This is a genomic window from Nonomuraea sp. SYSU D8015 (genome assembly GCF_008065375.1).
GTDB lineage: Bacteria > Actinomycetota > Actinomycetes > Streptosporangiales > Streptosporangiaceae > Nonomuraea.
On the sequence record NZ_VJYI01000002.1, the window covers coordinates 537566 to 556438 of the forward strand.

The 18873-nt window shown below is 70.6% G+C and carries 16 protein-coding genes, 1 tRNA gene and 1 pseudogene; 8 read left to right on the forward strand and 10 right to left on the reverse strand.

All coding sequences use genetic code 11. The features are described 5' to 3' along the window. The first annotated feature begins 46 nt into the window (after window positions 1–46). Together ID574_RS11770 and ID574_RS11775 are read left to right on the forward strand one after the other, a co-directional pair. Complete coding sequence (locus tag ID574_RS11770; RefSeq protein ID WP_223166600.1) at window positions 47–766, forward strand: M15 family metallopeptidase; 720 nt, start codon at window positions 47–49, stop codon at window positions 764–766. A 12-nt stretch (window positions 767–778) separates the two neighbouring features. Beyond that, window positions 779–1621: an NUDIX hydrolase gene (locus ID574_RS11775; RefSeq protein WP_188188843.1), complete on the forward strand. Its 843-nt coding sequence runs from the start codon at window positions 779–781 to the stop codon at window positions 1619–1621. Here the strand turns inward: ID574_RS11775 and ID574_RS11780 are convergent. After that, window positions 1607–1933 carry an STAS domain-containing protein gene (locus ID574_RS11780; protein WP_188188844.1) on the reverse strand — a complete coding sequence of 109 codons (327 nt, stop codon included), beginning with the start codon at window positions 1931–1933 and terminating at the stop codon, window positions 1607–1609. The genes ID574_RS11775 and ID574_RS11780 overlap by 15 nt on opposite strands. A 51-nt stretch (window positions 1934–1984) precedes the next feature. On the opposite strand from ID574_RS11780, the gene ID574_RS11785 reads away from it, so the two are divergent. Beyond that, window positions 1985–2071, forward strand: a tRNA-Ser gene (locus tag ID574_RS11785). A 1-nt stretch (window position 2072) separates the two neighbouring features. Here ID574_RS11785 and ID574_RS11790 read toward each other — a convergent pair. After that, window positions 2073–3893: a MinD/ParA family ATP-binding protein gene (locus tag ID574_RS11790; protein ID WP_223166601.1), complete on the reverse strand. Its 1821-nt coding sequence runs from the start codon at window positions 3891–3893 to the stop codon at window positions 2073–2075. Window positions 3894–4007: 114 nt separating this feature from the next. Between ID574_RS11790 and ID574_RS11795 the strand changes: the two genes are divergently transcribed. Continuing rightward, window positions 4008–4964, forward strand: a complete 957-nt coding sequence (locus tag ID574_RS11795) for an NAD(P)H-quinone oxidoreductase (protein WP_188188845.1) — start codon at window positions 4008–4010, stop codon at window positions 4962–4964. A 5-nt stretch (window positions 4965–4969) separates the two neighbouring features. Beyond that, window positions 4970–5488 carry a bacterial proteasome activator family protein gene (locus ID574_RS11800; protein WP_188188846.1) on the forward strand — a complete coding sequence of 173 codons (519 nt, stop codon included), beginning with the start codon at window positions 4970–4972 and terminating at the stop codon, window positions 5486–5488. On the opposite strand, the gene ID574_RS11805 is transcribed toward ID574_RS11800, so the two are convergent. Continuing rightward, a complete protein-coding gene (locus ID574_RS11805; RefSeq protein ID WP_336245511.1) occupies window positions 5485–6258 on the reverse strand; it encodes a Cof-type HAD-IIB family hydrolase in 774 nt (257 codons plus the stop codon). The two genes, ID574_RS11800 and ID574_RS11805, sit on opposite strands and share 4 nt — an antisense overlap. Before the next feature lie 250 nt (window positions 6259–6508). On the opposite strand from ID574_RS11805, the gene ID574_RS11810 reads away from it, so the two are divergent. Both ID574_RS11810 and ID574_RS11815 read left to right on the forward strand, forming a co-directional pair. After that, a complete protein-coding gene (locus ID574_RS11810; protein WP_020542378.1) occupies window positions 6509–6712 on the forward strand; it encodes a cold-shock protein in 204 nt (67 codons plus the stop codon). 160 nt (window positions 6713–6872) lie between these two features. Beyond that, entirely contained in the window at window positions 6873–8258 is a 1386-nt protein-coding gene (locus tag ID574_RS11815; protein WP_188188848.1) for a hypothetical protein, read from the forward strand. Between the two features lie 8 nt (window positions 8259–8266). On the opposite strand, the gene serS is transcribed toward ID574_RS11815, so the two are convergent. The 4 genes from serS to ID574_RS11835 all read right to left on the reverse strand — a co-directional run bounded on the left by serS (window position 8267) and on the right by ID574_RS11835 (window position 12639). Then, on the reverse strand, window positions 8267–9529 hold the full coding sequence (gene serS, locus ID574_RS11820; RefSeq protein WP_188188849.1) for a serine--tRNA ligase: 1263 nt from the start codon (window positions 9527–9529) through the stop codon (window positions 8267–8269). A gap of 411 nt (window positions 9530–9940) precedes the next feature. Further along, the gene (pheA, locus tag ID574_RS11825) at window positions 9941–10861 is read right to left on the reverse strand and encodes a prephenate dehydratase (protein ID WP_188188850.1); all 921 of its coding nucleotides are present in this window, start codon (window positions 10859–10861) and stop codon (window positions 9941–9943) included. Window positions 10862–11006: 145 nt separating this feature from the next. Then, on the reverse strand, window positions 11007–11426 hold the full coding sequence (locus ID574_RS11830) for a DUF4446 family protein (protein WP_223166602.1): 420 nt from the start codon (window positions 11424–11426) through the stop codon (window positions 11007–11009). A 22-nt stretch (window positions 11427–11448) separates the two neighbouring features. Beyond that, a complete protein-coding gene (locus ID574_RS11835; RefSeq protein ID WP_223166604.1) occupies window positions 11449–12639 on the reverse strand; it encodes a glycosyltransferase 87 family protein in 1191 nt (396 codons plus the stop codon). A 548-nt stretch (window positions 12640–13187) separates the two neighbouring features. On the opposite strand from ID574_RS11835, the gene ID574_RS62730 reads away from it, so the two are divergent. Then, complete coding sequence (locus ID574_RS62730) at window positions 13188–15569, forward strand: hypothetical protein (protein ID WP_442939280.1); 2382 nt, start codon at window positions 13188–13190, stop codon at window positions 15567–15569. A 238-nt stretch (window positions 15570–15807) separates the two neighbouring features. Here ID574_RS62730 and mptB read toward each other — a convergent pair. From mptB to ID574_RS11850, 3 genes and pseudogenes are all read right to left on the reverse strand, one after another. Continuing rightward, window positions 15808–17016: pseudogene (mptB, locus tag ID574_RS11840) on the reverse strand (polyprenol phosphomannose-dependent alpha 1,6 mannosyltransferase MptB); the annotation flags it as partial. A 524-nt stretch (window positions 17017–17540) separates the two neighbouring features. Beyond that, complete coding sequence (locus tag ID574_RS11845; RefSeq protein ID WP_188188851.1) at window positions 17541–18269, reverse strand: glycosyltransferase family 2 protein; 729 nt, start codon at window positions 18267–18269, stop codon at window positions 17541–17543. A gap of 31 nt (window positions 18270–18300) precedes the next feature. Continuing rightward, window positions 18301–18648: an STAS domain-containing protein gene (locus ID574_RS11850; RefSeq protein WP_188188852.1), complete on the reverse strand. Its 348-nt coding sequence runs from the start codon at window positions 18646–18648 to the stop codon at window positions 18301–18303. Between the last annotated feature and the right edge of the window lie 225 nt (window positions 18649–18873).

Genomic DNA, 18873 nt, shown 5'->3' on the forward strand with positions numbered 1-18873 from the left:
TGCTGACAGTGCCCTGACCAGGCGAGATGTCGCATATGGTGGCCAGATGAAACGTGCTGCAACCATGGCGTTCGTGGTGCTCGCGTCCGTTTCGTGTGGCGCGGCGGAGCCGGTGCCGCCCGCTCGCGTTCCCGTGACATCCACTACCGCATACGAGAAGCCTGCTTCACCGGCGGCCACGCCGAGCCCGACGGCGCCGCCCGCCTTCAAGGCCAAGGTCTCGAACGTCTCCCGCGACCGCCTGCCCTACTCGTGGCGGCCCGGCTGCCCGGTCCACTACCGGGACCTGCGGCTGATCACGCTCTCCTACTGGGGATTCGACGGCAAGCCGCACACCGGCGAGCTGGTCGTGCGCGAGACGGTGACCGACGACATCGTGACGGTGTTCAGGAAGCTGTACGGGTGGCGCTGGCCGATCAAGCAGATGAAGCTGGTGGACGCGTACAAAGCCGACGACTTCGACTCGATCGAGGCGGACAACACCTCCGCCTTCAACTGCCGCCGGGCGACCGGGTCCAGCAACTGGTCCAACCATGCGTACGGGGAAGCAATAGATATCAATCCCCGCGAGAACCCATATGTCACTGCAAGTGGTAGCACCGCACACGAAAATGCCGAAAAGTTCACAGAGCGCCCAATGAAGGGTAAAGGTGTGATTAATCCTGGGGACAAGGTGGTTAAGGCCTTCTCCCAGGTGGGCTGGGAGTGGGGCGGCTACTGGTCCGGCGCCAAGGACTACCAGCATTTCTCCAAGGGCGGAGGCTGAGACAATCTCCCCATGGCGGCTAAGGACGGTGACGGCTGGACCGAGTGCGCCCAAGGCCACAGGCATTGGGGGCGGCATGGGGCGTCCGGCCTCCTTCTCGTCCATCACGACGAGTGCGGCGTGCCCTACGTGCTCATGCAGAAACGCAGCTGGTGGAGCCACCACGGAGGCACGTGGGGGCTGCTCGGCGGGGCAAGGGACAGCCACGAGGACGCCGTCACGAGTGCGCTGCGCGAGGCCATGGAGGAGGCGACGCTCGGCGCCGAGGGGCTGCGGGTGCAGGGCGTCTACGTCGACGACCACGGCGGCTGGACGTTCGACACGGTGATCGCCGAGGCGGCCGAGCTGCTGGCCGCCGCGCCGGCCAGCCGCGAGAGCGCCGATCTGCGCTGGCTTGCCCTGCCCGAGATCACCGAGCGGCGGCTGCATCCGGGGTTCGCGGCGACGTGGGGCGAGGTCAAGAGCGTGCTCAAACCGGAGATCATCGTGCTCGACGTGGCCAACATCGTCGGCGCGCGGGCCGAGCACGGCTGGTGGCACGACCGGGCGGCGGCGGCGACCCGGCTGCTGGACGACGTGGCGGGGCTCAGGCTGGAGCATCCGATCCTGGCGCAGTGGTTCCCCAGGGTGATCGCGGTCGTGGAGGGCGCGGCCAAGGGCGTGCCGGCCGTCCCCGGGATCGACGTGGTCGCGGCCGCCGGCAGCGGCGACGACACGATCGTGGAGGTGGTGAGGACGGCCAGACCGTGGGAGCGGGTGGTGGTCGTCACCGCCGACCGGGCGCTGCGCGAACGGGTCGCCCAGCTGGGAGCCGAGACCGTGGGCCCGAAGTGGTTGTTGTCACAGCTCCACTAGGGCCACGCCGTCGAAGGCCGCTTTGAGCCCCGTCACCTCGAGCACGCGCTGCAGCACGCCGTGCACGCCGACCAGGCGCAACGAACCCGCGTGCGCGGCCACCCGGCGCTGGTGCTCCACCAGCGTCCACAGGCCGCTCGAATCGCAGAACTCCAGCCGCGCCGCGTCCACGACGATCTCGACCCTGCCTTCGGCGAAGAGCTTCGCCAAGGCCTCCTTGAGCAGCGGTGCGGTGATCTTGTCGAGGTCACCCACGAGGCGCAGGAGCGCACCCGACTCAACGCACTCCACCTCGACGTCGAGATCCGCCACCTCCTGAACGTACACCCCTGTCACCACAGCCGCTATCGTGGTTTCCGCACGGGAGGGTTCGCATAGTGGACGAGTGCAGCCGCCTTGAAAGCGGCCAGGTCAGCGATGGCCTCGTGGGTTCGAATCCCACACCCTCCGCTCAGTCCCGGACGGCGAAGCCGTCGCCCACGCAGGCGGCGAGCTGCAGGTAGGCGTCCCTGGTCGACTCCTGCAGGCGGTCCAGGTCGATCTCCGCGCCCTCCTCCAGGTGCGGGTCGTACGGCACCCGGATCACGGCGCGACACCTGGCGGCGAAGTGGGCCTCCAGCTTCTTGATGTCGACCGCCGACTTCGAGCGCGGCCGGACGCTGCACAGCACCACGGTCGCGTTCTTCACCAGATCGGCGTAGTGGTGGGCCTCCAGCCAGTCGAGCGTGGCCGAGGCGGCCCTGGCGCCGTCGACCGACGGCGAGCTGACCAGGACGATCTGGTCGGCGAGCCCGAGCACCCCGCCCATGGCGGAGTGGAGCAGGCCGGTGCCGCAGTCGGTGATGCAGATGGAGTAGAAGTTCTCCAGCACCTGGGAGACGGCCTGGTAGTCGGCGCCGCTGAACGCCTCGGAGACCGACGGGTCGCGGTCGGAGGCCAGCACCTCCAGCCGGGAGGGCGCCTGCGAGGTGAACGCCCTGATGTCGACGTACCGCTTGACCTGGTCGCGCTCGTTGAGCAGGTCGCGCACGGTGGCCGAGGTCTCCAGGACGAGCTTGTCGGACAGTGTGCCCCGGTCGGGGTTGGCGTCGACGGCGATGACGCGGTCGCCGCGCATCTGCGCCAGCGTGGCGCCGAGGCCGACCGTGGTGGTGGTCTTGCCGACGCCGCCCTTCAGGCTCAGCACGGCCACACGGTGGTGTCCGGTGGTCACCGGGGTGCGAGCCCTGGCGATGAGCTCACGGCGGCGGCGCACCTCCGGCGGCTCGCCCGGCTTGATCCAGCCGCCCGACGCCTTGTAGACCAGGCGGCGCCAGCCCTTGGACGGGGCGTTACGCCGTCCGCGAAGCAGGGACTCCGGGTCGAGGCTGTCGGCGGTGGGCCGGCCGGTGACCGGCGGCCGCGGCGGGGCCGCGAACACCGGAACCGGGGCCGGACGGCGGCGCGGCCGGGGCGGCGGCGACGTGGGGATGTCGCGCTCCGCGGGCCGCCATTCCTGGTGTTCGGTCCACTGGGGACGCTCCGGCTTCTGCGGCGGCTCCGGACGTCGTTCGGCGGGCTCGGCCCGCTGCCGGGACTGGGCCGGCTCCTCCTTGGGGAGCGGCTCGGCCCATTTCGGGCGCTCGTTCCTGGGGAGGGTGTCGGCCCAGGCCTCTGTCTCCTCCTCCGCGGGCGCGGGGTCCTCCGCGCGGGCCGGCTCCTGGGCGGCCGGCGGCTCCTCGGCCGGGCGCGACCAGTCGGACGACGGCTCCTCGGCCGGGCGCGACCAGTCGGACGACGGCTCCTTGACCGGCCGGGTCCAGTCGGACGACGGCCACGAGGAGTCCTCTTCCTGAGTCTGCTCGGAGGTGTCCGCCTCGGCGGGAGGCGTGAACGACAACGCGTAGCTGTCGGTGTCGTCCGGGCGCGGCAGCGGCTTGAGCGGGGCGTGGAACGGGTCGTCAGCGCCGGTGCTCGGGGGCGGGCTCTTGGGCTCCTCCCTGGTGGCCGCCGTGTCGAGCCACTCCGCGGCCTCGCTCTCCGCCTCGGGAAAGTCCTCTGCCGCCTCCGGGCCGTACACGGAGTCGACGGCCGCGCGGAACAGCGGCGGCGTCGGCGTCTCGTGCTGCGTAGGGACGAGCCGCCACGGGTCCTTGGGGTACGGCGAGGAGACCGGCTCGTCGGCGGATGCGGTCGAGGCGCTGACGGAAACCGGTGTCTCTTCCGTGTCCTTGATCGCGTCCAGCCAGGCCAGCTGTTCCTCGAGAGATTCCTCTCGATCGTGTCTTGCCACCGTGTTCCCCCTCGGGTGGGTCTAAAGGGGCAGCAAATACCTTGCAGAGTAACGCCACGGGTTGCCGAGGAGCCCGGCAACCCACAACTTCTTTGCCCGGCTACCGTGGTTCGCATGCGAGCCATTGAGATCACCGAGCCCGGAGGGCCAGAGGTGCTGGAGTGGCGCGAGGTGCCGGAGCCGCGTGTCGAGCGCGGTGACGTGCTCATCGACGTGGCCGCCTCTGCGGTCAATCGCGCCGACGTCCTGCAACGCAACGGATTCTACGACCCTCCGCCCGGTTCGCCGCCGTACCCGGGGCTGGAGGTCTCCGGTGTGGTGGCCGAGGTCGGCGCGGACGTCGAGCACTTCCAGGTCGGGGACCAGGTGTGCGCCCTGCTGGCCGGCGGCGGTTACGCCGAGCGCGTAGCGGTGCCGTGGCAGCAGGTGATGCCGGTGCCGGACGGCGTGTCGCTGCCCGTCGCGGCGGCGCTGCCGGAGGCGGTCTGCACGGTCTGGTCCAACGTGTTCATGGTCGGACGGCTGCGCAAGGGCGAGACGCTGCTGGTCCACGGCGGGGCCAGCGGGGTGGGAACGTTCGCCGTCCAGCTCGCCAAGGCCCTCGGCTCGCACGTGGTCGCCACCGTCGGCACGGCGGCGAAGGCCGAGCGCGTCCGTCAGCTCGGCGCCGACGAGGTGGTCAACTACCGCGAGGAGGACTTCGCCGAGAAGGTGAAGGCCGACGTCATCCTCGACATCATGGGCGCCAAATACCTCGCGGGAAACGTCCGGGCGCTCCGCTCCGGCGGCCGGCTGGTGGTCATCGGGCTGCAGGGCGGCCGCAAGGCCGAGCTCGACCTCGGCGCGCTGCTCGCCAAGCGCGCCTCCGTCCACGGCACCACGCTGCGCGCGCGGCCGGTGGAGGAGAAGGGCGCCATCGTCCGCAGCGTCGTCGACAACGTGTGGCCGCTGGTCGCGGCCGGTGCGGTGCGTCCGGTGGTACACGCCGAAGTCCCCATGCCGGAAGCGGGCGAAGCACACCGTATGTTGGATTCGGGGGAGCACGTCGGCAAGATCCTGCTAGTACGGTGAGACATATGAATGCTGAGGAGAACAACACCCCCCACATCGTGGTGGTGGGCCCCGACTTCCAAGGAGGTCAGGGCGATAACGGCGACGAGGACCGCTCAGTCACCAACCTGGTCGAGCAGCCCGCCAAGGTGATGCGCATCGGCAGCATGATCAGGCAGCTCTTGGAGGAGGTGCGCGCGGCCCCTCTCGACGAGGCCAGCCGCAAGCGGTTGAAGGAGATCCACGCCTCGTCCATCAAGGAGCTCGAGGACGGCTTGGCGCCCGAGCTGGTCGACGAGCTGGAGCGGTTGTCCCTGCCCTTCACCGACGACAACGGAGCGCCGCCGAGCGAGGCCGAGCTGCGCATCGCGCACGCCCAGCTGGTCGGCTGGCTTGAGGGGTTGTTCCACGGCATCCAGACCACGCTGTTCGCGCAGCAGATGGCCGCGCGTGCCCAGCTTGAGCAGATGCGCCGGGCGCTGCCCGGAGTGCCGCACGGCGACGAGCAGCAGCGGCCGCCGGGCGGCTCGGGGCCATACCTCTAGAAGAGCGTCTCCAGCACCTGCGCGACGCCGTCGTCGTTGTTGGCGGCGGTCACGTGGTCGACCGCCGCGAGCACGGCCGGGTGCGCGTTGGCGACCGCGTACGACGTGCCTGCCCAGCTCAACATGGGCAGGTCGTTCGGCATGTCACCGAACGCGATCGCCTGCGAGGGCTTGATCCCGTGCTCCGCGGCGAGCGCCGCCAGGGCAGTCGCCTTGGTCACGCCCTGCGCGCTCATCTCGATGAGGCCTCTGCTGCTGGAGTGCGTGGCGGTCACCAGGTGCCCGACCAGCTCGTGCACGACGGCCTGCAGCTCGTCCGCCCCCATGCTCGGGTGCAGGGCCAGCAGCTTGGCGCACGGGCGCCCCGTCACCGACTCGACACACACCGCTCCCGCGATGCCCTTACGGTCGAGGCCGCCGAGGAGGAAATCGGACTCATGCGCAAAACCTGCTTCATACTCGACCGAAAATACGAGACCGGACACGTTCGCTCTTAGCTGAGCGACGACTTCCTCCAGTACGTCGACCGCGATGAGGTGAGATTCCACTATCCGCTCGGTATGGAGGTCGTAGATCAGGGCCCCATTCGCACAGATTGCGAGCCCGTGGTGACGTACCGCACTCGCCACCCCTCCCATCCATCGGGGCGGCCGCCCGGTCACGAACACCAGCACGGCGCCCGCTGCCTCGGCCTTCGCGAAGGCCGCGACCGTACGGGGAGACACGGTTCCGTCCGTGCGCAACGCGGTGCCGTCGAGGTCGGTGGCCACTAGACGGGGCGCGGGATGGCTCTGCATAACAGGTTCCAGTTTGCCCGGTGATGCCGCGTGACAGAAATCTTCCATGGGACGGGAACACCAACGGTCCAGAATGGTGTTAGATGGGTTGGCGTTGTATTAGCTGATCCCGTAGTGAAAACCAGCATGACTTTGTCTGAGCCACCCCGGGTTGCTGCTGTACGACACACCGGGACCCACGAGGTGTGGGTCCCATAGATTCACATCCTGAGGGAGAGCTTTTATGGCTCAGGGAACCGTCAAGTGGTTCAACGCCGAAAAGGGCTTCGGCTTCATCGCCCCGGACGGCGGTGCGCCGGACGTGTTCGTTCACTTCTCCGAGATCGTCGGCAGTGGCTACCGCAGCCTTGAAGACGGCCAGCGGGTCGAGTTCGAGATCACGCAGGGCCAGAAGGGGCCGCAGGCCTCGCAGGTCCGCTCCATCTGACCTGTAGTTAGCAGTAGTTGGCAACTGAGACCGGGGTCCGCTCCCAGCGGGCCTCGGTCTTCTGCTTGTGTCAGGTTGGTCACGGGACGGGCGCCTCCCGAACCGCCGGATGGTCCATGCCGTCGATCCCTACATGAGGAACGCGTGGTTATGTCATCCCGTGACCGTTGCCGGGGTGATCGTGCTCCTGGTCAACGACCACCTGCTCAAGCAGGTCTGGCCCGGGTTCGTGACGGGCAAGCTCAGCGACGTGGCCGGCCTCGTCGTGGCGCCCGCGCTGCTGGCCCTGCTCCTGTGGCGGCGCGCCGATCTCGCCGCCACCATCCTGACGGGAGTGCTCTTCGCGCTCGTGAAAACGACGGAGACGGGCGCTGAGGTCGCCTCCCATGTCTGGACCCTCGTGGCGGGCCCTTCGCGCGTCCTGGCCGATCCCACGGACCTGCTGGCCCTGCCCGCGCTCGGCCTGGCCTGGTGGGTACGCCACCGCACCCTCACATCCGCCTCCTCGGCCCGGTGGCGGATCATCGTGGCGATGCCGCTGGCCGTCCTCGCGGTAACCGCGACCGCCGCGGCCCCTCCACCGCCCTCCGCCGCCTCCGTCGAGGTGAAGGACGGCCGGATCACCGTGTACGACGACGTCACCGGCACCTGGTGGGTCTCCGACGACAGGGCCGCCACCTGGTCCGAGAGAACCGGCGCCGCCTCTGCGGACATGATCGACGACACCCCGCCGGCGGGTCGGACCGACGCGTGCGTCCCCTACCAGGCCACGCGCTGCTACCGGCTGGTGCCCGGGGAGATGGCCGTCCAGCAGTCCGACGACGGCGGCAAGACCTGGAGTCTGTCGTGGTCGGCGTCCGCGGACGACCGCGAGCGCCTCGTCAGGCGGTACGGCGACGATGCCTCACTGAGCTCGCAGAGCCTGGCCGTGCTGGGCTGGCGCGGTGGCCACGTCGTGGTCGTCGCGAACGGCCCTGACGGCATCCTGGTCCGCGACGAGGCGGGCACGTGGCGCCGCGTCGGCTGGCCGGGCCAGGGCGAGACCAGGGAGGTCGACCTCGGCCCGGAGATCATCATGGCGTTCTTCCTGGCCGGATGCATGCTGTTCGGCGCCGCCGGGGCCGGGCTGCGCGAATACAGCCGCACGTATCTGGGAGTCGCGACGGCCACCTGCCTGAGCTTCGCGGGCGCGGCCTACTCGAACGCTCCCATCGGCTCCGGCGAATACATGCCCTTCTTCGACACCATGGGGTTCCTGCTCAGACTCAACGGCGTCATCGTGGTCCCCACGGGGTTCGTGGTGTGCCTCGTGCTGCTCTGCGTAGGACGGGCCCGGCCCGTGCCGGTGGCCGTCGGGGTGCTGGGCGCGCCGCTGGCCGGTCTGGCCGTCTACCTGCCCTTCCGCGGCTGGGCGGAGGGCACGCCCGGGCCCTACTGGGTGGCCGTCGCGCTGGCGGCGCTGCTGACCGGCCTGGTGCTGCTGGCGGGCATCGCCCTCATCAGAGGGGACGCCCGCCGGGCGGACGGCGCTACCAGGCCGGACTGAGCACTGCGCTACTTGGCCGGAGTGAGCACGTCGAGCCCCACGTACGGGCGCAACGCCTGGGGAACCACCACAGAGCCGTCGGCCTGCTGGTGGTTTTCCAGGATCGCCACGATCCAGCGGGTCGTGGCGAGCGTACCGTTGAGCGTGGCCAGATGGCGCGGCTTGCCGTCCTTGTCGCGGTAGCGGGCGCCGAGCCTGCGGGCCTGGAACTCGGTGCAGTTGGAGGTCGAGGTCAGCTCGCGGTAGCGGCCCTGGGTGGGGATCCACGCCTCGCAGTCGAACTTGCGGGCGGCCGACATGCCGAGGTCGCCCGCCGCCGTGTCGATGATGCGGTAGGGCACCTCGATCTTGGCCAGCATCTCCTTCTCCCAGGCGAGCAGGCGCTGGTGCTCCTCGTGGGCGTCCTCGGGCCGCACGTACGAGAACATCTCGACCTTGTCGAACTGGTGGACCCGGATGATGCCCCTCGTGTCCTTGCCGTACGAGCCCGCCTCACGGCGGAAGCACGACGACCAGCCCGCGTAGCGCAACGGCAGCGCGTCGGCGTCGATGATCTCCTGGGCGTGGTAGCCGGCCAGCGACACCTCCGAGGTGCCGACCAGGTAGAGGTCGTCGTCGGGGAGGCGGTAGATCTCCTTGTCGTGGGCGACGTGGAAACCGGTGCCCTGCATGGTCTCCGGCTTCACCAGCACCGGCGTGATCATCGGCGTGAACCCGGCCTCGATCGCCTGCTGCATCGCCATGTTGAGCAGGCCCAGCTGCAGGCGGGCGCCGACGCCCTTGAGGAAGAAGAACCGCGCGCCGGACACCTTGGCGCCCCGCTCCATGTCGATGGCGTCGAGCGCCTCGCCCAGCTCCACGTGGTCCTTGGGCTCGAAGTCGAACTCGCGCGGCTCGCCGTGGGTCTCCAGGACCACGTAGTCGTCCTCGCCGCCGGGGGGCGCACCCTCCTCGACGATGTTGGGGACCGATTGGAGCAGCTCGTCGAGCTCCGCCCCGAGCTTCTCCGCCTCCGCCTCGGCCGCCTTGACCTGGCTCGCGAGGTCCTTGGCCCGCTGGAGCAGCGCGGTCTTCTCCTCGCCCTGCGCCTTGGAGACCGACTTGCCCATGCTCTTCTGCTCGGCGCGCATGGACTCGAACGAGGTCAGCGCGGATCGGCGGCGCTCGTCGAGGTCGAGCAGCGTGTCGACGACGGCGTCGTCCTCACCGCGGGCACGCTGCGACGCCCGGAGCCGGTCGGGATCCTCACGAAGGGTACGCAGGTCAATCACAAGGGAAAGGCTACCGGCGCTCAGCAGCGCCCCGCCCCCGATTTCCACCGCCCACGGACACCCCTGCCCTCGCCCGCGACCCGCCCCCTCGAACCGCCGCCCCCCGAACCGACTCCCGGACCCGCCTGCTTCACGCACTCAACCTGTGCGCCCGTCACGTCCGCCAGGTTGCCCACCACACGCGTTGCGCCGAACACCACCGCACCCCAGCCCACCGACCCGGCGCCGGGAAGTCCCGGGCCAGGGCGAGCGGATCCGCGCCTGGCCGCCCCAACCCCTCGTCCGCGCCTGGCCGCCCCAGCCGCGTCCGCGCCTGGCTGCCCTAGTCTGAGGAGGCGGCGCTCGCAGGCCGCCGCCCTCTCCCTGAGATCGACTCGGGGCGAAGAGTTGACCGAAGCTCGTGGGGGGCGATCAGACCTGACCGGCGCGGATGCGTGCGAGCCACTCCCCCGCCTCGGCGAACTCGGCGTCGGCCGTCCCCCGCTTGATCTGCGGTGCGATCCCGTCCGCCCGCGGGTAGCTGCCGAGGAAGCGCACCTCGCCGCAGATCCGGTGGAGGCCGGAGATGGCCTCGCCGACCCGGGCGTCGGCCACGTGCCCCTCGAAGTCGAAGTGGAAGAAGTAGCGCCCGATCCCGTCACCGGTCGGCCGCGACTCGATGCGCGTCAGGTTGACCCCGCGCACGGAGAACTCGGTCAGCATCTCCAGCAACGCGCCCGGGTGGTCGTCGGCCAGGAACACGACCAGCGTGGTGCGGTCGGAGCCGGTCGGCTCGGGGAGCGGCCCGGGACGGCTCACCCTGACGAACCTGGTCACGGTGTCGGACCTGTCGCCGATGTCTGTGGCCAGCTCCACCAGCCCGTAGTGCTCGCCGGCGATGCGGGCGGCGATGGCGGCGTCGTACGGAGACCCCGGCAGCGACACCTCCTGGGCCGCGGCCGCCGTCGAGGGCGCGGCCACCACGACCGCGTCCGGCAGCTCGCGCGAGATGAAGGCGCGGCACTGGGTGATGGCCGCCGGATGCGTGTAGACCCGCTTGATGTGCGGGATCTCGGTGTCGGGCCGGGCCAGCAGCGAGAACTGCACGGGCAGCAGCAGCTCGGCCGTGATCAGCAACGGCTCGCCCCAGGCGAACTCGTCGAGGGTCGTGGTGATCGCGCCCTCGATGGAGTTTTCCAGCGGGACCACGGCCCCGTCGGCCTCCCCCGTGCGGGCGGCGTTGAGCGCGGCGCTCACCGTGGCGCAGGGCAACCGCTCGGCGGTGGGGTCGAGGAGCCGAAGGGCTTCTTCGGTGAAGGTCCCTTCCGGTCCGAGATAGGCGAGTCTGGGCATGCATCAAGGGTATCCGCAGGTCGCAGCGTGCGCGCGGCCTTTCCTGACCTGCGGCGATCCCGGCGCCCGGCCCAACGCCCGGTACGGGCGCGGGGACCAGCACGGCCTGCGAACAGAGCGAGCCCGGCTCCCGGCACAACTCCGGTTAGAGCGTTCCAGACGCCCGGCACGGGACCAGTGGCCCTAGACCCAGCCGGGCGGCGCGCACCGCCTCTTCCTCCTCCGGCGACAGCGGCTGCTGCCCCTTCCCGCCCACGATGGGCCGCACGTAGGTACGGGTCTCGCTCTGACCGTTGATCGAGGTCAGGACGATGCCGTCGCCCAGCCCGTTGATCATCGCGATCGAGAACGACAACCGCCCCGACATCTCCGAGAGGGCGTCGTAGCGGCAGACGGCCACATCCCTGATGGCCTTGAGATCGCCCATGCCCTCGGCGGTCTGTCTGGCCAGCCTCCGCTGGCAGTCCTCCACCGCGGCCCTGGCTTGACGGAGCGCCAGATAACCGATCATTACGCCACTGACCCCGGCGACGACGCCCACGATGACCCATGTGGTAACGAGCACGGCACAGAGGGTAATGGCTGAGTCAGGGGATCTCTCGCCGTTTCGGCAACCAGGACACCAACATCCATACGAGAGCCAAGGCCCCGAGCCCGAACCCGTTCTGAACGATCTTCCCGAGCACCAGGCTGACGCCCGGTATGTCCGCGGCCTTCAGCGACACCCCCCACCACGGAACGGGCACCACGTAGTACAGCCACACTCCCGCCGCCACCCGCAGCCTGACCGGGTCGCGCCCGTCGCCCACGATCGCGCCGAGCACCACGACCACCCAGGCCAGGTGGTGGATCCAGGCGACCGGCGAGAGCAGCACGGCCATCAGGCCGACGAGGGCGACGGCGGTGAGCGGGTCGTCCGCCTTGTACGCGTCGCGGGCGCCGCGGAAGCCGTACCAGCCGACCGCCGCCACGATGGCCAGCCAGAGCACGGACGTCAGCCCCTCAGGCCAGTAGAGGCGGAGGAGCATGCCGCGGATCGACTGGTTGGTGGTGGCCTCGTTCGCACCGAGCCGGGTCGGGTCCAGCAGGGCGGAGAACCAGAAGTCCGCCGCGTCCCCCGGGATCACCGCGAACGGCAGCAACGTGAGCACCGCCGCCACGAACGACGCCATGAAGAACGTCCGCCACTGCCTGGTGACCAACAGGTAGATCAGGAAGACGCCGGGTGTCAGCTTCACCGCCGTGGCCAGCCCGATCAGGAACCCCCGGGGCCACCACGGCCGCCTGGCCACGCAGTCGGCCAGGCACAGCGCGACGAGCATGATGTCCACCTGGCCGAACCGCACCTGGTCCCTGATCGGCATCAGGTACGTGCAGGCCACCATGAGCAGCCCGAACACCCACGGAACGTACTTCCGCAGCGCCGGTCTGAACGACAACGCGACCGTCACGGCCAGCGCCACGAAGATCCCGGCCGTCCACACCCACTGCGCGGTGTCCCAGGACATCTTCGCCAGGACCACGGCCAGCATCGCGGCGACGGGCGGATATGTGAACGGCAGCAGCTGCGGCGCGGGCGTGAAGTAGTCGTACACCGGCCGGCCCTCGAGGAGCATCTGCCCCCCGGTGCGGTAAACGTCCAGGTCGACCAGCCGCTGATCGTCCGGATTGGTGAGCCAGGTGTGCACGAGCGGCGCCACGGCCGCCGCGACGACCAGCGCCACGATCCCCCACGCCCACCACTGCCGCCGGATCACCTGCACCTCGCCACTTGTCACGGTCTGGCACGTTACCGTGGGCTGTTGTCGATCGAGGGCAGACACTGGGGGTTCCGTTCATGCCAAACGACGCCATGCCTGGCCCGCACGACGGCCGGCACGGGGCGCGTCGCGTACGGCCTGCACGCCCGTACCTGCCCATTGTCCGCTGCGCCGCACTGCTCATCGGCCTGGTGACCCTCGCTCCGCCGACCACAGCGCATGCGGCGGCTCAGGTCTCCTACGCGCAAGGACCGACTTTCCAGGAGCGGGTAGCGGGAGAACGCGCCTTTCGGTGGCACGTCCCCCACGGGCAGATGTCCAGGCGTGGGGAGCTGTGGGATCAGACGCCCTTCGGATCGTTCGGGCACGATCAGACGGCCCTCTCACCGGTTGGGCGGGGCCAGACCGCTCTTGGACCGGCCGGGCACGGCCAGATGTCCCTCGGAACCGGCGGGCACGCTCAGGCGGTTGCGGGACAGAACGAACGCGGGGGGCAGGACGCGGACGGGCTGCGGCCTACGGAGCCCTCCGGCCGGCAGCGAGCGGCGGCTCAAATTCAAGGGCGGGTGGCGCTCGTCGGGGTGCCTGGGCTGGAATGGAGCGATCTCGACCGGACCCGCACGCCCAACCTGTGGAGGCTCGTCGAGCAGGGCGGTTCCGCCTCCCTCTCGACCCGGGCCGTGCCGCCGCCCGAGCGGGGCATCACCTGTCCCATCGCGGGCTGGCTGACCGTATCCGCAGGCCAGCGCGCCGGTACGGAGGGCAAGGGCTGCCCGTCCCCCGCGGCTCCCCAACCCGCCGGCGCCGGAGCGGACGCGGGCGCGACGGTCCCGAACTGGGCGGCGCTGACCGCGTACCAGTCCGATACCGGTTACGACGCACGTCTTGGCACCTTGGGGCAGTTGGTGGTGGACGGGGGTGGGAAGGTCGCCGCCGTCGGGCCGGGGGCTGCGGTTGGCGGGGCCGACAGGTCCGGAAATGTCGCCAAATATGCCTCAACGCTCGATGCTCTGGGCGACGCGGCCCCGTACAACCTGATCGTGGTCGAGGTCGCCGACCTCGCGAACGCCTGGGCCGGCCGGCCCCTCGACGAGTACGGCGTCCCGGCACCGCTGCCCGCCGCAGCCCGCCAGACCGCCGTTGCGCAGGCGGATCGGCAGATCGGCGCCCTGGTCGGCAAGCTGCCGCCCCATACGACCATCCTGGTGGCCGGCACCTCCGACGTGACCCCGAACGCCCATCTCCACGTCGCGATCGCCGCCGGCCCGTCCCCGAGCGGCCGCCCGTACCCGCACGGCTACCTCACCACCACCTCCACCCGCCAGGAAGCCCTGGTGACGATCACAGACCTGACCGCCACCGCGATCCAGCTGCTGGGCCTCACCGCCCCGCGCGAGGTGGTCGGCCGTCCCTGGCAACCCGGCGGCCCCGCCCCCGCCACGCCGCAGGGCACCGTGACGGAGCTGGCGGACGGGGATCTGGCCAGCCAGGTCCTCCGCGAGGTACGCGGCCCGTTCTTCACCGTCCTGGTGACGGTCCAGCTCCTCTTCTACGCCTGGGCCGCCCTCGCCCTCCGCCGCCGCCGGACCACCACCACACGTCCCCCTAACCACCACACGGCCGTAGAGGCCGCCGACGACCGCACCACGGACGCTCTCGGCCACCGCGCCGCAGAGGGTCCCGATCGCCGTTCCGTGGACGCCCGCAGCCCTGCCATGGACGGTGTGAGCGGCCGCGCGGCGGACGGTGTGAGCGGCCGGGCAGCGGACGGTATGAGCGGCAACGCCGCTGGCAGCACGAGCGGGCCGGCCACGTACGAACCCGGCGCCGCCGTGTCCTCAACGGGCACCCACCTGGACGCGAGCACCTCCAAGCTCCTGCGCGCCGTCCAAGTGGTCGCCGTGGTCAGCGGGGCCATCGCCGTCTCCACGTTCCTGGCGCAGCTGGTGCCCTGGTGGACGTTGCCGGTGCCGATGTTGTCCGTGATCGTGACGATCCTCGCCATCGCCGGCCTGATCACCGCCGTCGCCTTCGCAGGCCCCTGGCGTGCTCACGTGCTCGGCCCGCTCACCACCGTCGCGGCGATCACGTCGCTCGCTCTCCTCGTCGACGTCATGACCGGCTCCACGCTCCAGGTCAACGCCGTGACCGGCTACGAGCCCGTGACCGGCGGGCGGTTCTACGGCTTCAGCAACATCGCCTTCGCCGTCTACGCGACGGGCACCGTCCTGGGCCTGGCCGGGGTGGCGCAATGGCTGCTCGGCAAGGGCGTGTCCAGGGGCGTGGTGGTCGCGGCGTGCACGGTGTACGGGGGGTTCGCGGTCTTCGCGGACGGATGGCCGTCGTGGGGTGCGGACTTCGGCGGGGTGCCGGCGTTCGTGATCGGGCTGTCCGTCTTCCTCATCCTGCTCTCCGGCAAGCGGGTGTCGGTGCTGAGGCTCCTGGTCGTCGGCCTGGTGGGGGCCGGGGTCATCGGCGCTCTGTCGGTCTTCGACTGGCTGCGTCCGGAGGATCAGCGGACCCATCTGGGCACGTTCGTGCAGCAGGTCATCGACGGCCAGGCGTGGACCGTCGTCGGCCGCAAGTTCAGCGCCATGATCGGCGTGACCGTGGGGAACTGGTCACTGACGCTCCTCTCGCTGGTGGCGCTGGCCTTCCTGTTCCTGGTGCTGGCCCGCCCCTCGCGCTGGGGCGCCTCCGCGCTCGGTCAGGCGTACGCGCTGGCCCCGGCACTCAGGGCAGGCCTGTTCGGCGCGCTGACGTGCGCGTTCGTCGGCTTCCTGATGAACGACTCGGGCATCGCCATCCCCGCTATGGCGCTGACTGTGGCGGTGCCGCTGACGCTGGCAGCCTGTGTGCGGGCCCTGCAGCTCGCCAGGCCCACACCGCCAGAGCCACCGTCAGAGCGAGCAGCACCCACGCGATCTGAGGCCGGACCACGGTCATGAGCCACTTCAGGTCATCGGGCTGGTCCTCGACCCGGGCGGGGAGGTAGGCGAGCGACAGGGCCAGCAGGTGGGCGACCACGAACGCGTCCACCCCGGAGGCCGCCACGAGCGCCAGCATCCCGAACGCCAGCCCGTCGTACCAGGGCAGGATGTACGGCGTGGCGAACACGTACGCCACCACCAGCGCCGCCGCCACGGTCGGCGCGTCCAGCCCGTTCGCGTCCGGGCCGGCCAAGGGTGCGCGGGACGCCCAGCGCAGCAGGCACCATGCGACGAGCGCCAGCACCAGCAGCGAGCCGATCTGGATCTCACCGCGGTAGGCGCTGCCGGTGCCCACGATCGACTGGAGCCACCCCTGGACCAGCTTCCAGAAGGAGGCATGCGAGATCGACTTGCTGGTGCGCGTCACCGGCGCGATGGCCTCCGGGCCGACGATCGCGTATCCCGCCACCACCAGCGCGAGCGCGCAGGCCGCCATGAGCGCCAGGCGAGCGGGGCGGCGGCGCAGCTCCCAGGCGGGGCCGAGGGCCACGAGACCGGCGTTGACCTTGATCGCCACCCCGAGCCCGAGCAGCGCGCCCGACCCCACGGGGCGGCTCCTGGCAAGGAGCGCGGCGACCATGCAGGCCACGGCCAGGGTGTCCACGTGCATGCCGGCGACCAGGTGGTAGAGGAGGAGCGGGTTGGCCGTCCAGAGCAGGGCGGCGCGCAGGCGTCTGGCCGGGTCGGCCCTGGTGAAACGGTCGATGAGGAGGCCGGTCGCGATGAACGCCGCGGCGTTGAACAGCGCCAGAACGAAGATCGTGAGCCGGAGAGAGTCGCCGCCGAGCCAGCTCGCGGCCGCTTGGAGCGCCGTCGCGACCGGGCCGTACACGCTCGCCTCCTCGCGCCACGGCTCTTCGACCGCGTCGGCGACGGGGTCGCCGGGCAGGTCGACGGCGCCATGGGAGTACGGGCTGAGGCCGAGCGTCACCATGCGGCCGTAGGCGGCGTAGTTGAGGTGGTCGCCGGAGCCGGAGGGAGGCAGGAAGGCGAGGATCCCGGCGGCCAGGCAGCCGATCAGCACCAGCAGGCGCGCGCTCGGCAGGCCCCGGCTCACCCCGGTCGGCGCAGCCCCCAGGAGGCCTGCGTCATGGGCGACGCCGGCTGAAGCGCGGCTCCCGACCTGGATCGGGACTCTGGTGCCGGTGGTGGTGGCCGAGGAGGTGCTGCGGATCGCGAGGAGGGCGATCAGGAGGCCGAGGCCGCCGAGGACGAGTGCCGTCGCGGCGAGGGCGATCGTCAGGTGGGGGTTGGGGTGGACGTCGAGAGAATACGGCGGGTGCCAGGCCGGGCCGGTCAGCGCGGGGACCATGGGTGACGGGCCCAGGAGGCCGATGGTGATCGTCAGCAGGATCGAGGCGACGATCGCCGCCGCGGCCGCTCTCGCGAGCCGGCCTCGTGCCATGTCGCGCCGCGTCTCCGAAGTCACCCGCAAATTCCAGCACACCGGCCGGACGCCTTCGGCCGGATGGTCCCTTCCTGTGGAAAACGGGCCCCAGCCGAGCGTTCCGCCCAGAGACGCGATGCCAGCAGCTCAGGACGAAGACGCCGCCTCACGGCTCAGGGCGGGAGTGTGTCCGGGAGTCCGCCTACCGGCGCACAAAGCACCGCGGCAACTCAAGGCCTCAGCCAGAAGGTGGCAGGGCAATCCAGGCACAGCGGCCGACCCGGCGAGTGGATGCGGTGGCCCACCGGAAGTCCGGCGTGCCATCGAGTCCGGTGAGCGTGGGCACAGCGGCCGACTCCAGGAGCGGGCGCAGTGACCCACCGGAAGTCCGGCGTGCCATCGAGTCCGGTGAGCGTGGGCACAGCGGCCGACCCAGGAGCGGGCGCAGTGGCCACCCGGCGGCCGGCGGTGCGGCAAGTCCCGGAGGTGCCCGTGCGGCGGTCCGGCTCGATGGTCCGGTGCTGCGGGCGTGCCGGAGATGGTCAGCGTTTGCGGTGAAGTTTGTCGAGGTTTTGGGTGACCAGAGGGTCGCGGATGGCCAGGGCACGCGCCACGTCCCGGAATTGGATCGCGCGGTGGAGCTGCGCCCGCCAATCCGTCCCCGTGGCCCGATGGGCCATGTCGACCTCGACCTCCCTCACCCGGAACCCCTTGCGCACCAGGTCGATCGTCATCGCCGTCTCCACGCCGAACCCGTGCGCCAGCGGCCGGGCCGCCTCGAAGGCAGCCCTGGTCAGGCAGCGCTGACCGTTGAGCGGCTGGGCGAACTCCAGGCCGGTCGCCCGGCGGATGCCCTCCCTGGACAGGCGTACGACCAAGCCGTGGCCGCCGAGCTTCACCCGGGTCGTGAACACGGCGATGGTCACGTCGGCCTCGCCCGAGCGTACGGGCTCGACGAGCGGCGCCGCCGCGCCGGCCGTATCGCCCAGGTCGGCGTCGAGGAAGAGCAGGTGACGTGGGGCGGCGTCCTCGTCCAGGAGGCGTACGGCCTCCGCGCCGCTCTCCATCGCCGCGGCCTTGCCCCGGTTGCGGCTGTGCCGCACCACCCGGGCGCCGGCGGCGCGCGCCACCCGGCCCGTCTGGTCACGCGAGCCGTCGTCCACGACCACGACGAGGTCGACGCCGGGCAGGGCCGCGGCGGCCTTGACGGTGGCCGCGATGCGGTCGGCCTCGTTGGCGGCCGGGATGACGACCGCCGTGTCACCGGTCACGGACCGACACCCCTGTCACGCACCGACCCCGTCATGATCCCTCGGCGATGAGGAACTCCTGCGGCACCTCGTCATGGACGACGAACACCGAGTCGAGCCCGGTGACCTGCAGGATCTTGCGTACGGCGGGACGCGGGGAGGCCACTTCGAGCGACCCGCCCTGCTCTTTCATCCGTTTGAGCGCCGACAGCAGCACGTTCATCCCCGTGGAGTCGCAGAAATCCACGGCGGACATGTCGATGACCACCCGGCTGGGCCCGTCCTGCAGCAGCCGAGTGAACTCGGCCTGCAGGTGGGGCGCCGTATAGAGGTCGATTTCCCCGGTGACCGCAACGAGTGCGCACCCGGCATGTGATCGAGTCGAGACCTTGAGCTCCACATGGGCAGGCTAGCGGCGCGGAGCCTTCCGGTCACGTTGTCACGCCGATAGGGCAACCACAGGTTTTTGTCCTCCGTTTGGGCTCCATGGAAACGGAGAGTACGCGAAGCTTGACAGCGTGACACCGACACAGTCGCCACCGCATCGAGAAGGAGGGACCAGGGCACGGTTCGCGGGCCCCGCATCGATGAAAGCCGACAATCCTGAAGATCCTCAACGCCAAGG